This is a genomic window from Streptomyces sp. adm13(2018) (genome assembly GCF_008042145.1).
Classification (GTDB): domain Bacteria; phylum Actinomycetota; class Actinomycetes; order Streptomycetales; family Streptomycetaceae; genus Streptomyces.
Genome location: NZ_RDBH01000113.1, coordinates 88118 through 104146, shown reverse-complemented (window position 1 = coordinate 104146; position 16029 = coordinate 88118). Strand labels below are relative to the sequence as shown.

The following is a 16029-nucleotide window of genomic DNA, read 5'->3' as shown; positions in this document are numbered from 1 at the left end:
GATGGCCTCCCCGTTCGTCTGGCTCGACCGGTCCGGTGACCAGCTCCTGTTCTACGTCAAGGCCCTCCTCTGGGTCCCGCGCACCCTGCGCCGCTACCTCAGGGAGGTACAACGCCTCCTCGCCGAGGTCGCCTTCGGCTCCGGCGGACTCGGCGTCATCGGCGGCACCATCGGCGTCATGATCGCGATGACGCTCTTCACCGGCACCGTCGTCGGCCTCCAGGGCTACGCCGCCCTGGAGCAGATCGGCACCGCGGCCTTCACCGGCTTCGTCTCCGCCTACTTCAACACCCGCGAGATCGCGCCGCTCGTCGCCGGGCTCGCCCTCTCCGCCACCGTCGGCGCCGGCTTCACCGCACAGCTCGGCGCCATGCGGATCAACGAGGAGGTCGACGCCCTCGAAGGCATGGGCATCCGCTCCATGCCCTACCTCGTCACCACCCGCATCATCGCCGGAGTCGTCGCCATCGTCCCGCTGTACGCGATCGGCCTCCTCTCCTCCTACCTGGCCTCCCGTTACGTGACGGTCCTCTTCAACGGCCAGTCCCAGGGCACGTACGACCACTACTTCAACCTCTTCCTGTCACCGACCGACGTCCTGCTCTCGGTGCTGAAAGTGCTGATCTTCAGCGTGATGGTGATCGTCGCCCACTGCTACTACGGCTTCCGCGCCTCCGGCGGCCCGGCCGGCGTCGGCATCGCCGTCGGCCGCTCCGTACGCAACGCCATCGTGCTGATCAGCGTCACCGACTTCTTCCTGTCGCTGGCCCTCTGGGGCGCGACCACGACCGTGAAGGTGGCGGGGTGACATGAGCGACTCACGTGCCGAGACCCTGCGCCGCCGGTTCGCCGGCGTGATCTTCCTCCTGGTGCCCGCCCTGCTCGCCTGGCTCGCGATCGCCGTCTACGAGAAGGAGTTCACCGACTCCGACCGCTCCCCACCACCCTCTTCGGCGAACGGTTCGTCGCCCTCGTCCCCCCCGGCGGCACCACCGCGGCACCGCTCACACCCGGCGCCGTCATCCCCGAGGACCGCTCCAGCAACGCCGTCGAACTCCAGCAGGTCCTCGACAACGTCCTCCCGCTGCTCACCGCCGTCCAGCCGCAGAAGCTCTCGGCGACCCTGTCGGCCGTCTCCCGCGCCCTGGAGGGACGCGGCGACACGCTCGGCGACACCCTCACCGAACTCGACGCCCACCTGCGCGAGTTCAACCCCCAGCTGCCCACCCTCACCCGCGACCTGAAAGAACTCGTGAAGGTCAGCCACCTCTACGCCGACGCCGCCCCCGACATCGTCACGGCGCTCACCGACTTCACCACCACCAGCGGCACCCTCGCCGAGAAGGAGGCAGACCTCGCCGGCACCCTCGGCGCCACCACCAGGACGGCCCAGGACCTGACCGCCTTCCTGCGCCAGAACAAGGACAACATCATCCGGCTCAGCGCCACCGGCCGGCCCACCCTGGAACTGCTCGCCGAGTACTCCCCGTCCTTCCCCTGCACCCTGCGCACCCTCGCCCAGTTCGTACCGGCGATGGACAAGGCCCTCGGCAAGGGCACCGACCAGCCGGGACTGCACGTCGACGTCACCACCGTGCCCTCGCGCGGCGCGTACGTCCCCGGCCGGGACACCCCCTCGTACGGCGCCGGCGGCGGCCCGCGCTGCTACCCGGTGCCCTACCTCGGCGTCCCGGTGGCCCCCGCCGCACGGGCTTCGGCCGCGGCCGACCAGAACCTCGGCCCCGCCAACTCGCCGCAGGAGAACGACCTCGTCAACGAACTCCTCGCCCCCGCGGCGGGGAAGCGGCCCGGCGACCTCCCGGACTGGACCAGCACGCTCGTCGGACCGGCGTTCCGCGGCGCGGAGGTGACCCTCGGATGAGCATGCGATCCGCCCCCACCCGCCGGCGCGGACTGACCGGCACCCTGCTGAAGTCCCTCGCGTTCGTCCTGGTCACGGCGCTGGCCACCACCGTCCTCGGCCTCAGCATCGCCAACACCGGCGTCGGCTCCGCCACCCGCTCCTACAAGGCGCTGTTCACCGACGTCACCGGGCTCGTCAAGGGCGACTCCGTGCGCATCGCCGGAGTGAAGGTCGGCGAGGTGACCGACGTACGCGTCGTCGAACGGCGCACCGCGCAGGTCACCTTCTCGGTCCGCGAGGACCGCACCGTGCCCCGCTCGGCGACCGCCGCCGTCAAGTACCTCAACATGGTCGGGCAGCGCTACGTCTCCCTCGGCCGCGGCAGCGGCGACCTCACCGGCACCCTGCACGACGGGGACACCATCCCCCTCGACCGCACCACCCCCGCCCTCGACCTGACCCTGCTCTTCAACGGGTTCAAGCCCCTCTTCGAGGGACTCTCGCCCGCCGACGTCAACGACCTCGCCGGATCGCTCGTCCAGGTCCTCCAGGGCGAGAGCGGCACCGTCGACAGCCTGATGCGCCACATCGGCTCCCTGACCCGCACGGTCGCCGCCAAGGACAAGGTCATCGGCCAGGTCGTCACCCACCTCAACACCGTCCTCACCACCCTCAACAACCGCGAGGCCGCCTTCGACGACCTCGTCGTCACCCTCCGGAAACTGGTCACCGGCTTCAACACCGACCGCAAACCCCTCGGCGAGGCCGTCCAGGCCATCGGCGCCCTCACCACGACGACCGCCGGGCTCTTCCAGGAGGCCCGCGCCCCCCTCAAGAAGGACATCCGGGAACTCGGCCGGCTCTCCGGCACCCTCGGCGAACACACCCCCGCCATCGAGTCCTTCCTCGCCAACACCCCCGCCAAGATGACCGCCCTGGCCCGGCTGTCCTCGTACGGATCGTGGTTCAACCTCTACCTCTGCGAGGCGCGCGTGACCGGCGTCGGAACCTCCGACGGCTCCAAGCCGCCGACCGGGATCGCCGTGACCGAACCGAGGTGCCGCGCATGAGCCCCCGCCCCCGGTTCAAGCCGGCCAAGGAACGCAACCCCATCGCGGTCGCCGTCGCCGGACTGCTCCTCCTCGCCCTGATCGCCGCCCTCGCGTTCAACATGGAGCGGCTGCCCCTGGTCGGCGGCGACACCACCTACAGCGCCGACTTCTCCGAGGCCGCCGGACTCGACACCGGCGACGAGGTGCGCATCGCCGGCGTCAAGGTCGGCAAGGTCACCGAGGTCGCCCTCGACGGGGCCAAGGTCAAGGTGGCGTTCGAGGTCGGGGACGCCTGGGTCGGCGACCGGTCCACCGCCGCCATCGCCATCAAGACCCTCCTCGGCGAGAAGTACCTGGCGCTCGACCCCCTGGGCTCCGAGCGGCAGGACCCGGGCATCCGCATCCCGCAGTCCCGCACCACCTCCCCGTACGACGTCACCCAGGCCTTCCAGGACCTCAGCGGCACCGTCGACGACATCGACACCGCCAAGCTCGCGGAGAGCTTCGAGACGATCTCCGACACCTTCAAGAACTCCCCGCCGCACGTCCGCAACGCCGCCACCGGCCTCTCCGAACTCTCCCGTTCGGTCTCCAAGCGCGACACCGAACTCGCCCGACTCCTCTCGAACAGCCGGAAGTTCACCAAGACCCTGGAGGACAAGAAGTCCAGCTTCGAGACCCTCATCGAGGACGGCGGCTCCCTGCTCGGCGAACTCCAGAAGCGCCGCGACGCCATCCGCGCCCTCCTCAAGGGCAGCCGCGCGCTCGGCACCGAACTCAGCGGCGTCGTCGCCGACAACGACCGGCAGCTCGGCCCCACCCTCAAGGCCCTGAGCCGGGTCACCGGGGTCCTGGAGCGCAACAGCGGCCGGCTCGACAAGACCCTCGCGCTGATCGGCCCGTACTACCGGCTCGTCGGCAACACCCTCGGCAGCGGCCGCTGGTTCGACAGCTACCTGTGCGGCGTGGTGCCCCGTGCCTACCTGCCCGACACCTCGCAGCCCACGACCGGATGCCTGCCGCCGCGACCGAAGGCGACGGCCAAGGGGAGCGGTGAATGATGACCAGTCCCAGAAAGCCCCTCGTCGCCGGCCTGACCCTCGCGGTGCTCGCCGCCTGCGGCCTCGTCGCCGTCCGGGTCCTCGACGACGAGGGCACCCGGATCACCGCCTGGTTCGACCGCGCGGTCGGCATCTACGCGGGCTCCGACCTGCGAGTCCTCGGCGTACGGGTCGGCGAGGTCGAGTCCGTGGAACCGCGGGGCACCCGGGTGCGCGTCCGGCTCCTCCTCGACGAGGGCGTCCGCGTCCCCGCCGACGCCCGGGCCCTCGTCGTCGCCCCCAGCATCGTCGCCGACCGGTACGTGCAGCTCAGCCCGGCGTACAGCACCGGCCCTGCCCTCTCCGACGGCGCGGAACTGCCCGCCGCCCGCAACCGCACCCCCGTCGAGATCGACCAGCTCTACGCCTCCATCACCGAACTGAGCCGGGCACTCGGCCCGAACGGCGCCAACTCCGCCGGCGCCCTGTCCGAACTCCTCGACACCGGCGCGAAGAACCTCAAGGGCAACGGCGCCTCCATCGGCACCTCCATCAAGGAGTTCGGCAAGGCCGCCAAGACCCTGGACGGCAGCAGCGAGGACTTCTTCACCACCCTCGGCCAGCTCCAGACCTTCACCACCATGCTCAAGGACAAGGACGGCGACGTCCGCACCGCGCAGGAACGCCTCGACGAGGTCGTCGGCTACTTCGCGGAGAACAAGGACGACCTCGCCGGCGCCCTCAAGGAACTCGGCAGGGCGCTCGTCCAGGTCAAGGCGTTCATCAAGGACAACCGCGGCGAACTCAAGAAGAACGTCGACCGGCTCGTCCCCCTCACCCAGACCCTCGTCGACCAGCGCGCCTCCCTCGCCGAGGCCCTCGACGTCGCCCCCCTCGCGGCCACCAACGTCGTCAACGCCTACAACCCGGCCACCCGCACCCTCGACGGCCGGGCCAACCTCAACGAGATCAGCATGGGCGGCCCCCTGCTCCCGCTGCCGGTCGCCGGAGGCTCCGCGTCCACCGGCGGATCCGGCGGCACGAGCAGCACGGGTGGCCCGGGGCCCGGCGCCTCCTCGCCGGCCGCCGGAGAGGGGGACCGATGAGCCGCCCCACCCCGCGGGCCGTCGGCGCCGGCGCCGTCGGCGCCGTCGTGCTCGGCGTCGGACTCGCCCTCGTCCTCGGGGCGACCCCCGGGAACCCCTTCCGTTTCGAGGGCATCGAGGACCTGCCCCTGCCCGGCGGAGCCGACCTCGGCCCCCACCCCTACACGGTCACCGCGGAACTCGACGACGTCCTCAGCCTCGTGCCGCAGTCCGCGGTCAAGGTCAACGACGTCGCCGTCGGCCGCGTCACCGCCATCGAGCTCGGGTCCGACAACTGGTCCGCCCGGGTCACCCTGAAGATCAACGGCGACGTCCGGCTGCCCGCCGACGCGGGCGCCCGGCTGGAACAGTCCAGCCTCCTCGGCGAGAAGTACATCCAGCTCGTCGCCCCGCCCAAGGACAGCGGCGGACGGCTCGCCGACGGCAGCGTCATCCCGCTCGCCCGCACCAGCCGCAACACCGAGGTCGAAGAGGTCTTCGGCGCCCTGTCCCTGCTCCTCAACGGCGGCGGCGTCAACCAGCTCAAGACGATCACCCGCGAACTGAACGCGGCGCTCGGCGGACGCGAGCCCGAGGTCCGCTCCATGCTCCGGCGGGTCAACACCCTCGTGAAGACCCTCGACAGCCACCGCGGCGACATCACCCGCGCCCTCGACGGCATCAACCGGCTCTCCGCCACCCTCGCCGGCCGCAAGAAGGACGTCGACACGGTCCTCACCGACCTCTCGCCCGGCCTCCGCACCCTGGAGAACCAGCGGGGCTCGCTCCTGACCATGCTGCGCGCCCTCGACACCCTCTCCGGGGTCGCCGTCACCACCATCGACGCGAGCAAGAAGGACATGGTCGCCGACCTCAAGGCCCTCGCCCCCACCCTCACGGCACTCGCGGACGCCGGTGCCGACCTGCCCGACTCGCTCCAGGTGCTGCTCACCTACCCCTTCACCGACGAGGTGCTGCGGGGCGTCAAGGGCGACTACCTCAACACGGGACGGCCCGGTCGCAGGGTGCAGACGACCGGTGTGGGCATGCGCAGGGCCTCGCCGTCGACCGCCACGGGGATCTCGTCCGTACGGGGGACGTCGTCCGTCCCGGACCCGTCCGCGCCCGGGCCGTCCCCACCGGCACCGTCGGCCGCCGGGGCGTCCGACGCACCGCCGCCCGACCCCTCGCCATCCGCCCCCTCCTCGTCGACCGCCACCGTGGCCGTCACCTCGACGCGGCGGGCGGTCGCGACCGTCAGTCCGGCGGACTGCGAACCGCGCACCGCGAGGTCCGCCGCCTCGGCGGCGCCCTCCACTCGGATGCCCAGCACGCCCAGCTCGCCGTCGTCGAGGCTGGGACGGCGGCCGCCGCCGCTCACCACGTCGGGCGAGGTGTACGCGTTGTTGCTGACGAGGAGTGCCTGCTGGGAGGTCAGCGGCGTGTCGTCGATCCGCGCGTCGAGCCGGCGCACCCCCTCGCCGACCAGCAGGTCCGGCATGAGGGTCAGGGCCGTACCCGCCTTGGCGTCGCGGTACTCGGGGTGCTGCACGACATCGGCGTAGACACCGAACGACACGGTGTTGACGAACGGCCGGCCCGCGACGTCGCCGAGGTCGATCCGCAGCTCCTCGCCGGCCGTGAGCGCGTCGAGGCAGCGCGCCGGATCGTCGCGGTCGAGGCCGAGGTCCATGGCGAAGTGGTTGCGGGTTCCGGCGGAGATGACGAGGAACGGCAGGTCGTGCTCGGCGGCGACGGCCGCGACCAGGGCCTGCGTGCCGTCGCCGCCCGCGACGCCGAGCAGGTCGGCGCCCCCGGCCACCGCCTCGCGGGCCAGCTCGGCGACGTCGGCGGGGTCGTCGGGATCGAGCACGGTCACCCGGGCTCCCAGGGCCTCGGCGCGCTCGACGAGCTGGAAGCGGCCGACCTTCCCGCCCCCGGACCTCGGGTTCATGATGAGGAAGGCCCGGCGGGGCGGGGAGGCCGGGAAGACGCGGGTCCGGCGCGGCCGGCGGGCCTTGCGCAGCGCGGCCCGCGCGCAGGCCACCGCGAGGCCCCAGCACAGGACCAGCGCGAGCGCCGGGCGCCAGAGGCCGTCCTGGGTGAGGAGCGCCATGAACCCGACCGGCGCGGCGACCGCGACGAGCGCGCCGAGGAGGCGGACCGCGCCGCGGTGGGCCACGAACCACCAGGCTCCCGCGGCACACAGGACGATCCCCAGCAGGCCGGCCAGGAGGACCACGAGGCCGCCGTCGCCGATGGCGAACCCCAGGAGGACCAGGGAGCCGACCGCCGCGAGCACCGCGATCCGGGCCAGGAACCGTGCGGCGGCCCGCGTGCCGGATCCCCTCGTCCGCGTCCCGCCGCTGCCGTCCTGGTTCATCGCGTGTCCCACCTCTCGGCCCGGCCCGTGCCTCCAGCGTTCATGCTGGGGGACCGTCGGGCATCCCTGCCGGGCCGTGCGGGTGAGCGCGGCGGCGGGTCAGGGTGCCGCGGTGCGGAGTGCGGCCGGCCGCCTCGGCGTCCTCCAGGTGGGCCCGGAGCGCGGCCGGCACCTCGCACACCGCCGCGTCGTCGAGGCCCCGGTACTCCCCGTTGCTGCGGCAGACGGCGAGGACGTGCTCGTTGGTCATGGTGTCGTTCCCCCGTGGGTCGTTCGAGTGAGGATCCGGTCGGCCTGGGCGGTGAATCCCCGCCACACGGCCCGGCCGTGCTCCAGCTCGGCCCGGCCCGCCTCGGACAGCCGGTAGTACTTGCGCGGGGCCCCGCCGCTGGACGACGGGGCGCGGAACGGCTCGACGAGCCCCGCCCGCTCCATCCGGGCCAGCAGCGGATAGATGCTGCCCTCACCGACGAGTTCCAGCCCGCTCTCGGTGAGCGCCTCCACGAACTCGTAGCCGTACCGCGGTCGTTCGGCGATCAGCGACAGCAGGCACAGATCGAGCACTCCGCGCAGGAGCTGGCTCCGCCGCTGGTCACCGGCGTTCGGCAGCCCCATTGTCATGCGGCGCATGGTAGTCGGGCACTGTCTTGCGCCACAAGACAGTGACGTGAGGTGTCGCCCTGATCGGCCAGGAGGGGGAGGCGGGTGCATGATGTGCACCAACAGCGGACGAGTTTCTGTCTGGAGGCCGCAAGAGTGAACGATGGCAACGGAAGGCGGAGCCTTGCCCGCCGTGCCTCGGCCGGAAAGGGCGCCTCGGTCCTCCGCTCGACCGGCGCCCGCGGCCGGCTCGGCCGCAGCGACGGCGAGGTGCCCCTCGACCGCCTCACCACCCGCGGCCGGCTCGCCTGGCTGAACTCCGCCGGCGCCAGGATCGGCACCACGCTCGACCTGGAGCGGACCGCCCGGGAACTGGCCGAGTTCACCGTGCCCGTCCTGGCCGACGGCGCCGCCGTCGACATCCTGGAGAGCGTCCTGCGGGGCGAGGAGGGCTCACGCTGGACCGGGACGGGCATCCCGGTCCTCCGGGCCACCGCGCTGAGCTTCGTCGACGAGCTGGCCTCCCTGGAGCCCACGCCGGTCGGCGAGACCTTCGTCCGGACCGAGCAGGCCCACGAGACCCTCCTGCACCGTTACTGCCTGCGCCAGGGCCGGCCCGTCCTGCTCAGCCGCATGCGCCACGAGGACTTCCTGCGCGTCGCGCCCACCGAGAGCGCCGCGGCGAAGATGCGCGCCGCGGGAGTCCACAGCTATCTGGCGGTGCCGCTGATCGCCCGCGGGCTGCTGCTCGGCAGCGCGGACTTCGTACGCGGCCGGGGCACGCCCCCGTTCTCCTCGACGGACCTCGCCGTGGCCGAGCAGCTCGCCTCCCAGGCCGCCGTCTACATCGACAACGCCCGGCTGTACGGACGCGAGCGCGAACACGTCGTCTCCCTCCAGCGCAGCCTCCTGCCCCGCGCGACCCCGGTCACGCCCGGCCTGCGGATCCACGCCGAGTACACCCCGTCGACGGCCCACCACGGCGTGGGAGGGGACTGGTACGACGTGATGGCCCTGCCCGGCGGACGGACGGCCCTCATGGTGGGCGACGTCATGGGCCACGGACTGCCCGCCGCCGCCACCATGGGACGCCTGCGCGCCGTCGCCCGGACCCTGATGACCCTCGACATGGCGCCGGAACGCGTCCTCGCCCGGCTCGACCTGGCCACCCGCGACCTGGAGGACGAGCAGGTCGCCACCTTCCTCTGCGCGGTCCACGACCCGGCCGACTCCACCTACACCCTGGCCAGCGCCGGCCATCTGCCCCCGCTGCTCGTCGACGGGGAGGGCTCCGCGACCTTCGTGGACGTACCGATCGGCGCGCCCCTCGGCGCGGGCGTGATCCCGTACGACCCGATCCGCCTGGAGGTCCCGGCCGGCGGCCATCTCGTCATGTACACCGACGGCCTCGTGAAGTCCCGGCACGCCGACCTCGACCACCAGCTGGAGCTGCTCCGGTCGGCGGCCCGCGGCCTCACCCCCGAGGCCCTCGAACGCGGCGGGCTGACGGACTGCGCCCCGACCGACTCCAGCCGCTTCGACGAGGCCGTCCTCCTCGTCGCGACGACCGCAGGCGGTTCCACCCCCGGCGAGCTGCGCGAATGGCAGCTGCCGCAGGAGGGCCGGGCCGCGTCCGTCGCCCGCGGACTGGTCACCGACCAGCTGGACGCCTGGAACCTGGCGGAGCTCGCCGATGTCTGCGAACTCGTCGTCTCGGAGCTCGTCGGCAACGCCCTGCGCTACGGCAACGGCCCCGGCCGCCTCCGGCTGCTCCGCGGGGAGCGCCTCGTCGTGGAGGTGTCGGACACGGGCCCCGACCTGCCCCAGATCCAGCACGCCGATCTCAGCGACGAGGGGGGCCGGGGCCTCCAGCTGATCAACATGCTGTGCCGCCGGTGGGGCTCCTGCCGGACGGTCTCCGGCAAGGTCGTGTGGGCGGAGCAGAACCTGCCCACGTGACGCGGCACCGCAAGGGCCCCTCCTCCGGACGGAAGAGGGGCCCCAGCGCGGTCGCTGCTCGCGGTGCCTACAGTTCCTTGATCCGGATGTCGCGGTAGGAGATCACGTCCGTCGTGCCGTGGACCTGGAGCCCGAGGTAGCCGGAGGCGTACCGTCGGCCGTCCGTGCCCGGGTCGTCGCCGCGCGGCGGCTCGAAGACCTGGCCTCCGGTGTTGTCGAACTCGTTGATCAGCCTGCCGTTGCGGAAGACCGAGTAGTGCTGGCCCTCCACCCGGATCTCGTAGTCGTTCCAGGTGCCCTTGGGCGTCACCCCGGCACCGGCGAGGCCGACCCGGTCGAAGCCGTACAGCGAGCCGGTCTTGTACGGGTCGCCGTCGGGCCGGTCGAGGACCTGGATCTCATGGCCGTACTTGATGGCGACCCACTCGGGGCGGGACTCCTCGGGGTTGTCGTGGACGTACGGGAAGCGGACGAACACCCCGCCGTTGGCGTTGGCGGCGCCCGGGGCGTCGTCGCGCCACTGGAGCTTGAGCGAGAAGTCGCCGTACTGCCGCTGCGGGAACCACAGCATGCCCATGCCCGGCACCGTGGTACTGCTGGTCATGGCCCCGTCCGAGGTCAGTCCGAACCTCCCGCCGCCCACGTGCTGCCACTTCGAGAAGCTGGCGGCGGTGCCGTCGAACAGGTCGCGGTACCCCTCGGTCTGTCCCGGCTTCCCGATGCCCGACTCCTTGGCCGCGCGGTAGATCTTCCGGTGCTCCCGCGTGTCGATGACGCCGTCGGCGAGGAGCCGGTCGATCACCGTGTCGACGTGCTTGAGGAACAGGGCGTGCGAGGACCAGTCCTTCTCGTCCTCGATGAGCTCGTTGACCGCGCAGCGGCGGTTCGTCATCCGGTTCGGGACGCCGGTGTCGACGGTCCCGACGAAGACCGTCGGACGCTCGTCGAACTCCGGGCAGTTCGGCGCCGGCACCCCGCCGCCCTCGGCCACGGTGAAGGCCGTGCTCCGGGCCGCGGAGGTGTTGCCCGCCTTGTCCGTCGCCCGGTACAGCACCGTGTGGCGGCCGACGCGGTCCACGATCACCGGGGTGGTGTACGCCAGGTACGGGCCGCCGTCGAGCGAGTACTCGATCCGCTCGACGCCCGAGTCCGCGTCGGACGCCGACAGGGTGACCGTGGCGCTGGTGAGGTACGCGCCGCCGGAGTCCCGCGTCCCGGTGACGGCCGCGGCCGCCTCGGGGGCGGTGGTGTCGGGATCGGGCTGCGCCACGACAGTGAAGGCCGTGGACTTCACCGCGGCGCTGTTGCCCGCCTTGTCCGTCGCCCGGTAGCGGACGGTGTGGTCGCCGACCTGGTGCACCATCACGGGAGCCGTGTACGGCTGCCAGGCGCCGTCGCCGAGCGCGTACTCGATGGTGTTGACGCCCGAGCCGGTGTCGGACGCGGTCACCGTCACGGTCGCCATGTCGAGGTAGCGGCCCTGGCCGTCCCGCTCGCCGGAGACGGTCGCCGAGGTCTCCGGCGCCGTCGTGTCGTCGGTGGGCCGGGCGACGACCGAGAACGCGGCGGACTTCTCTGCGGAGGTGTTGCCCGCCTTGTCGATGGCCCGGTGGCGCAGGGTGTGCGCGCCGACCGTGTCGACGACGACCGGGACCGTGTACGGCTGCCACGGGCCGTCCGCGCCGAGCGCGTACTCGACCCGTTCCACGCCCGAACCGGCGTCCGTCGCAGCAAGGGTGACCGTCGCCTGGCCGACGTAGGCGCCGTCGGCGTCGCGGTCGCCCTCGACCTTCGCGGTGGTCTCCGGGGCGGTGGTGTCCTCGCCGCCGCCCTCGGTGACGGTGAGGATGCCCTGCATCTGGCCGTGCCCGGGGATGGTGCACTTGAAGAGGTACCGGCCCGGGGTCAGCGTCACCTCGGCCGTGTGCCGGCCGCCGTTCGCGTCGCCCGGGTTGGCCAGGATGTTGAGCGGGACGTCGTTGTTGTACTCCGGGTCGGAGACGTCGAAGGTCAGGGTGTGCGGCATGCCGGTCGTGTTGCCCGTGGCCGTGCTGTTCTCGAAGACGATGGTCGTCGGGCCGGCCGTCGCCGTGGTCGGGAACTCCAGGTAGCGGTCGATGGGGTCGCCGGCCTTCCAGGTCAGCACCTGGGCGGCGGCGGTCCGGCCGCCGTCGCCGCGGCGGACGTCGTCCGCCCTGCCGTAGGCGGCGGCCGAGGTCAGCCCGACGACCATCGCCACGGCGGCCACCAGCGCCGCCCACAGGCTCGCGCCTCTCCGTCTCGTCGTCACCGCGCAGCCCTCCTGGCCAGCTGGTCCGCGGCGGGGGTCGGCCCGCCGCCCTTGTAGGTCACGCGCCACAGCGCGGAGTCGGGGTGGGAGGTGAAGAAGCCGCGCCCGTAGTCCAGGACGTACAGCGAGCCGTCCGGGGCGAACTTCCAGTCCATCAGGTTGCGGATGCCGCCCTGCCCGACCGGGATGATCTTCTTGAGGGACTCGGCGTGCACCGGGAGCCCGCCCCTGCCGACGGTCTTCGGGTCGGTGAGCACGGCGTGCCGCGGCTGGTTGCCGTCGTAGAAGTCGCCGACGAACCACTTGCCGTCCCAGTACGAGGGCCACTTGACCGTCGAGTCGCTCGCCGCGTCGTAGCGGTACAGCGGGCCGTTCATGGTCGCCTGCCCGCCGCCCTTGAGCCAGGGGAGCAGCAGCTTCTGCTCCTCCTGCCGGTAGCTCGGGACGCCGTTCGCGTCCCTCGGGTAGTCGACGCCGCCGCCCTGCGGGGAGTACCAGATGGTGTTCCCGGTCACCGGCGGCAGCTTCACCAGGCCGTCGTTGTTCGGGGACTCGTTCCTCGGGGCGTCGCAGTCGTACCAGCCGAGCGGCTTGGCCGGGTCGAGCAGACCGCGGTCCCGGTAGGGCTGCTTGTTGCCCATGCAGTACGGCCACCCGTGGTTGCCCGCCTTGGTGATCGCGGCGAACGTGTCGTACTTGGCCGGGCCCCAGGTCGTCGACGGCGCGCCCGCGTCGGGGCCGACCCAGCCCGCGTAGAGGATGTCGGTCTGCCGGTCGACGGAGATCCGGGCGGGGTTGCGGACTCCCATCACGTAGATCTCGCCCCGGGTCCTGCCGCCGCCCTCGTCGCTCTCGCTGCCGGTGAAGAGGTTGCCGGCGGGGAGGGTGTACGTACCGTCGGGCTCGGGGTGGATCCGCAGGATCTTGCCGTTGAGGTTGTTGGTGTTGCCCGCGGTGCGGCGGGCGTCCGCGAAGGAGACGCCCCGGAAGTTCGGGGCGGGGTTGTTGCCCGAGTAACCGCCGCTGGATCCGGACGAGTTGGTGTCCCCGGTGGCGATGTACAGGTTGCCCTTGGAGTCCCAGGCCATCCCGCCGCCCGCGTGGCAGCAGCTGTGGATCTGGACCGGCCAGCTCAGCAGCACCTTCTCGCTCGCCAGGTCGAGCCGGTTCGTCGCGAGGTCCAGGGTGAAGCGGGAGACCCGTCGCTCGCCCATGTGCTCCACGCGGTCGATCCGGGAGTGCGGTGTGTAGTGGAGGTAGACCCAGCCGTTGGTCAGGAAGGCGGGGTCGAGCTCGATGCCGAGCAACCCCTCCTCGTTCTTGACCAGTTCGTCGCCGCCGCCCTTGTTGCCGAACACGGTGAGCGCGCCGGCCCTGGTGACCTGCCTGGTCTTCGGGTCGTAGACGTGGATCTCGCCGTTGCCCTTGCCGATGTCCGGGTCGTTCCAGTCGGTGACCACCGGCACGCTCGCGTCGGCGCCTCCGCGGCCGATGTACAGGACGCGGCCGTCGGGAGCGACGACGAGACCGTGGGGTTCGCCGATCTGGTCGTTCTGGCCGGGCTGGTTGGGCCTGGTGACGCGCTCGGCGGTGTAGTTGCCGTCGATGGTCGCCTTGCAGTCCGCCCGGGAGATCCGCGCGGTCCAGGCGATGGCGCCGCGGAGGTGGTCCCGGAAATCCGCCTCGGCGTAGCTGTCGACGGTGCCGCCCATCGCGGTGTAGAAGGACCGGCCGCCGTCGTAGTCGCGGCACCAGGAGACCGGGTGGTCCCAGCCGTTGGGCTTGGCCGCGGGCTGGAACGAGGACTCCCGGACCCGGGCCACGGTGTGCACGGTGCCGGACGGGTTACGGTCCCAGTTGAACCACCGGTCGGGCCGCTTCCACTCCAGCGGAAGGGACTTCGTGGCCGGGTGCTGCCGGTCGCCGACCTCCACCACCGCGCGCTGCGTGCCGCTCGGCGCGCCGGTCGGACGGGCCCCGATCAGGCCGGTGAACCAGCCGGAGTAGGGCTCGGTGCGGGCGGCCTCGTGGACGCCGACGAAGCCGCCGCCCGCCTCCATGTAGGCCTCCAGGCCCGCCTCCTGCTCGGGGTCGAGCACATCGCCGCCCCCGGTCAGGAACACCACGGCGTTGTACTTCCCGAGCCGTCCGGCGTCGGTGAACACGGCCGGGTCGTCGGTGGCCTCGGTGCGGTAGCGGCCGGCGGCCGGCCCGGTGAGGCCGATGCTCTCGACGGCCGCGATGCCCGCGTCCACCGTCGGGGACTCGGCCGTCGCCGAACCGTGGAAGACGAGGACCCGGACGTTGGCGCCGCCCGGCGGCGACGGCAGGGATAACGTTGTCGACGGGCCGGAAGGCGACGGTTCCGGATACGGCTTGGCGGCGGCGGGGCCGCCGAGCAGCGAGGCGGTCAGGGCTCCCGCCCCGAGTGCCGCCACGACGAGGCCCGTTCTCGCTCTCGACCGGTGATGTGGTGTGCGCTTCATGGGTCACCCATCCCTCTGAGGTCACAACGACAGCCGCTGAAGCTAGACCTCTTTGCACGGTTCGCCAAGGGCTATGACCGCAACCGGACGAACTTTGTCCTGAGTGTGGATAAACAGCTGTCGCCCCGCTACGGTGTGGGCCGTCCCCAGGAGCCCCCGTCGGCCCCGCAGCCCGTCAATCTCCTCTGAAGACCGGAGAGTTCGACATGGACAGACGTAGCTTCAACCGTCGCCTGCTCGCGGGCGGGGCCGTCGCCGCGACCGGCGTGACATCGTTGTCCCTCGCATCCGCCTCCACCGCCGCGCCCGGCGCCGCCGCCGCGGCGGCCCCGCTGAGGACTGCCCCGGCCGGCGGCCAGGTACGCCATCTCAAGCTGTACGCCGAGAAGTTGGCCGACGGGCGCATGGGGTACGGCCTGGAGAAGGGCCGGGCCACCGTCCCCGGCCCGCTCATCGAGCTCAACGAGGGCGACACCCTCCACATCGAGTTCGAGAACCTGATGGACGTCCCGGTCAGCCTCCACGCGCACGGCGTGGACTACGACATCGACAACGACGGCACCCGGATGAGCGGCAGCCACGTCGAGGCGGGCGCCACCCGCACGTACACCTGGCGGAGCCATGCCCCCGGCCGCCGCCCCGACGGCACCTGGCGGCCCGGCAGCGCCGGGTACTGGCACTACCACGACCACGTCGTGGGCACGGACCACGGCACCGGCGGCATCCGCAAGGGCCTCTACGGAGGCCTGGTGGTGCGCCGCAAGGGCGACATCCTGCCGGACAAGCAGTTCACCATCGTCTTCAACGACATGACCATCAACAACCGGCCCGCGGCCGAGCCGCCGGACTTCCGGGCCACCGTCGGCGACCGGGTGGAGATCGTCATGATCACGCACGGCGAGTACTACCACACGTTCCACATGCACGGTCACCGCTGGGCCGACAACCGCACCGGGCTCCTCGCCGGCCCCGAGGACGTCAGCCGGGTCGTCGACAACAAGATCACCGGACCCGCGGACTCGTTCGGCTTCCAGATCATCGCCGGCGAGCACGTCGGAGCCGGTGCCTGGATGTACCACTGCCACGTCCAGAGCCACTCCGACATGGGCATGGCCGGCCTCTTCCTGGTCGCCAAGCCGGACGGCACCGTGCCCGGCCACGGCGACCACGGAACCCACGGGGCGGCGCAGGCGAGGGCGGCGGAGAAGGCCGCCGCGGGGACCTCCGGGGGCACCCACCACCACTGATGCCCCCGGCCCCCACGCGATTC

11 protein-coding genes and 2 pseudogenes are annotated in these 16029 nt (G+C 72.1%); 8 read left to right on the top strand and 5 right to left on the bottom strand.

Going from position 1 to position 16029, the window contains the following annotated elements:
* Position 1 precedes the first annotated feature (1 nt).
* From EAO70_RS10425 to EAO70_RS10400, 6 genes and pseudogenes are all read left to right on the top strand, one after another.
* Positions 2-808, top strand: a complete 807-nt coding sequence (locus EAO70_RS10425; protein ID WP_030316736.1) for an MlaE family ABC transporter permease — start codon at positions 2-4, stop codon at positions 806-808.
* A 1-nt stretch (position 809) separates the two neighbouring features.
* Positions 810-1882: pseudogene (locus tag EAO70_RS10420) on the top strand (MCE family protein).
* Positions 1879-2934, top strand: a complete 1056-nt coding sequence (locus tag EAO70_RS10415; RefSeq protein WP_148002721.1) for an MCE family protein — start codon at positions 1879-1881, stop codon at positions 2932-2934. Before EAO70_RS10420 ends, EAO70_RS10415 begins: the two are co-directional and overlap by 4 nt.
* Positions 2931-3977, top strand: a complete 1047-nt coding sequence (locus EAO70_RS10410) for an MCE family protein (protein WP_148002720.1) — start codon at positions 2931-2933, stop codon at positions 3975-3977. Before EAO70_RS10415 ends, EAO70_RS10410 begins: the two co-directional genes overlap by 4 nt.
* Positions 3977-5062 (top strand): MCE family protein, encoded by a 1086-nt coding sequence (locus tag EAO70_RS10405; RefSeq protein ID WP_148002993.1) that lies wholly within the window; start codon positions 3977-3979, stop codon positions 5060-5062. The genes EAO70_RS10410 and EAO70_RS10405 overlap by 1 nt, the downstream gene beginning before the upstream one ends.
* A pseudogene (locus EAO70_RS10400) lies at positions 5059-6048 on the top strand (MCE family protein); the annotation flags it as partial. The gene EAO70_RS10405 and the pseudogene EAO70_RS10400, both read left to right, overlap by 4 nt.
* Here EAO70_RS10400 and EAO70_RS10395 read toward each other — a convergent pair.
* The 3 genes from EAO70_RS10395 to EAO70_RS10385 are packed head-to-tail and all read right to left on the bottom strand — an operon-like array spanning position 6036 to position 8045.
* Positions 6036-7424 (bottom strand): diacylglycerol/lipid kinase family protein, encoded by a 1389-nt coding sequence (locus EAO70_RS10395; RefSeq protein ID WP_261992792.1) that lies wholly within the window; start codon positions 7422-7424, stop codon positions 6036-6038. The pseudogene EAO70_RS10400 and the gene EAO70_RS10395 sit on opposite strands and share 13 nt — an antisense overlap.
* Before the next feature lie 40 nt (positions 7425-7464).
* Positions 7465-7674, bottom strand: a complete 210-nt coding sequence (locus EAO70_RS10390) for a hypothetical protein (protein WP_148002719.1) — start codon at positions 7672-7674, stop codon at positions 7465-7467.
* Complete coding sequence (locus EAO70_RS10385) at positions 7671-8045, bottom strand: PadR family transcriptional regulator (RefSeq protein WP_148002718.1); 375 nt, start codon at positions 8043-8045, stop codon at positions 7671-7673. Before EAO70_RS10385 ends, EAO70_RS10390 begins: the two co-directional genes overlap by 4 nt.
* Positions 8046-8180: 135 nt before the next feature.
* Between EAO70_RS10385 and EAO70_RS10380 the strand changes: the two genes are divergently transcribed.
* Entirely contained in the window at positions 8181-9983 is a 1803-nt protein-coding gene (locus EAO70_RS10380) for a SpoIIE family protein phosphatase (protein WP_148002717.1), read from the top strand.
* Positions 9984-10050: 67 nt separating this feature from the next.
* Here EAO70_RS10380 and EAO70_RS10375 read toward each other — a convergent pair whose 3' ends face one another.
* Positions 10051-12216, bottom strand: a complete 2166-nt coding sequence (locus EAO70_RS10375; RefSeq protein ID WP_148002992.1) for an OmpL47-type beta-barrel domain-containing protein — start codon at positions 12214-12216, stop codon at positions 10051-10053.
* Between the two features lie 53 nt (positions 12217-12269).
* Complete coding sequence (locus tag EAO70_RS10370) at positions 12270-14759, bottom strand: ThuA domain-containing protein (protein WP_148002716.1); 2490 nt, start codon at positions 14757-14759, stop codon at positions 12270-12272.
* 206 nt (positions 14760-14965) lie between these two features.
* Between EAO70_RS10370 and EAO70_RS10365 the strand changes: the two genes are divergently transcribed.
* Positions 14966-16006 carry a multicopper oxidase domain-containing protein gene (locus EAO70_RS10365; protein ID WP_148002715.1) on the top strand — a complete coding sequence of 347 codons (1041 nt, stop codon included), beginning with the start codon at positions 14966-14968 and terminating at the stop codon, positions 16004-16006.
* The last annotated feature ends 23 nt before the right edge of the window (positions 16007-16029 follow it).

Excerpts from the sequence above, each read along its gene's own strand:
- EAO70_RS10385 (WP_148002718.1), bottom strand. The coding sequence starts at position 8,045 with ATGACAATGGGGCTGCCGAACGCCGGTGACCAGCGGCGGAGCCAGCTC.
- EAO70_RS10405 (WP_148002993.1), top strand. The coding sequence starts at position 3,977 with ATGACCAGTCCCAGAAAGCCCCTCGTCGCCGGCCTGACCCTCGCGGTG.
- EAO70_RS10410 (WP_148002720.1), top strand. The coding sequence starts at position 2,931 with ATGAGCCCCCGCCCCCGGTTCAAGCCGGCCAAGGAACGCAACCCCATC.
- EAO70_RS10390 (WP_148002719.1), bottom strand. The coding sequence starts at position 7,674 with ATGACCAACGAGCACGTCCTCGCCGTCTGCCGCAGCAACGGGGAGTAC.
- EAO70_RS10395 (WP_261992792.1), bottom strand. The coding sequence starts at position 7,424 with ATGAACCAGGACGGCAGCGGCGGGACGCGGACGAGGGGATCCGGCACG.
- EAO70_RS10370 (WP_148002716.1), bottom strand. The coding sequence starts at position 14,759 with ATGAAGCGCACACCACATCACCGGTCGAGAGCGAGAACGGGCCTCGTC.
- EAO70_RS10365 (WP_148002715.1), top strand. The coding sequence starts at position 14,966 with ATGGACAGACGTAGCTTCAACCGTCGCCTGCTCGCGGGCGGGGCCGTC.
- EAO70_RS10375 (WP_148002992.1), bottom strand. The coding sequence starts at position 12,216 with ATGGTCGTCGGGCTGACCTCGGCCGCCGCCTACGGCAGGGCGGACGAC.
- EAO70_RS10425 (WP_030316736.1), top strand. The coding sequence starts at position 2 with ATGGCCTCCCCGTTCGTCTGGCTCGACCGGTCCGGTGACCAGCTCCTG.
- EAO70_RS10415 (WP_148002721.1), top strand. The coding sequence starts at position 1,879 with ATGAGCATGCGATCCGCCCCCACCCGCCGGCGCGGACTGACCGGCACC.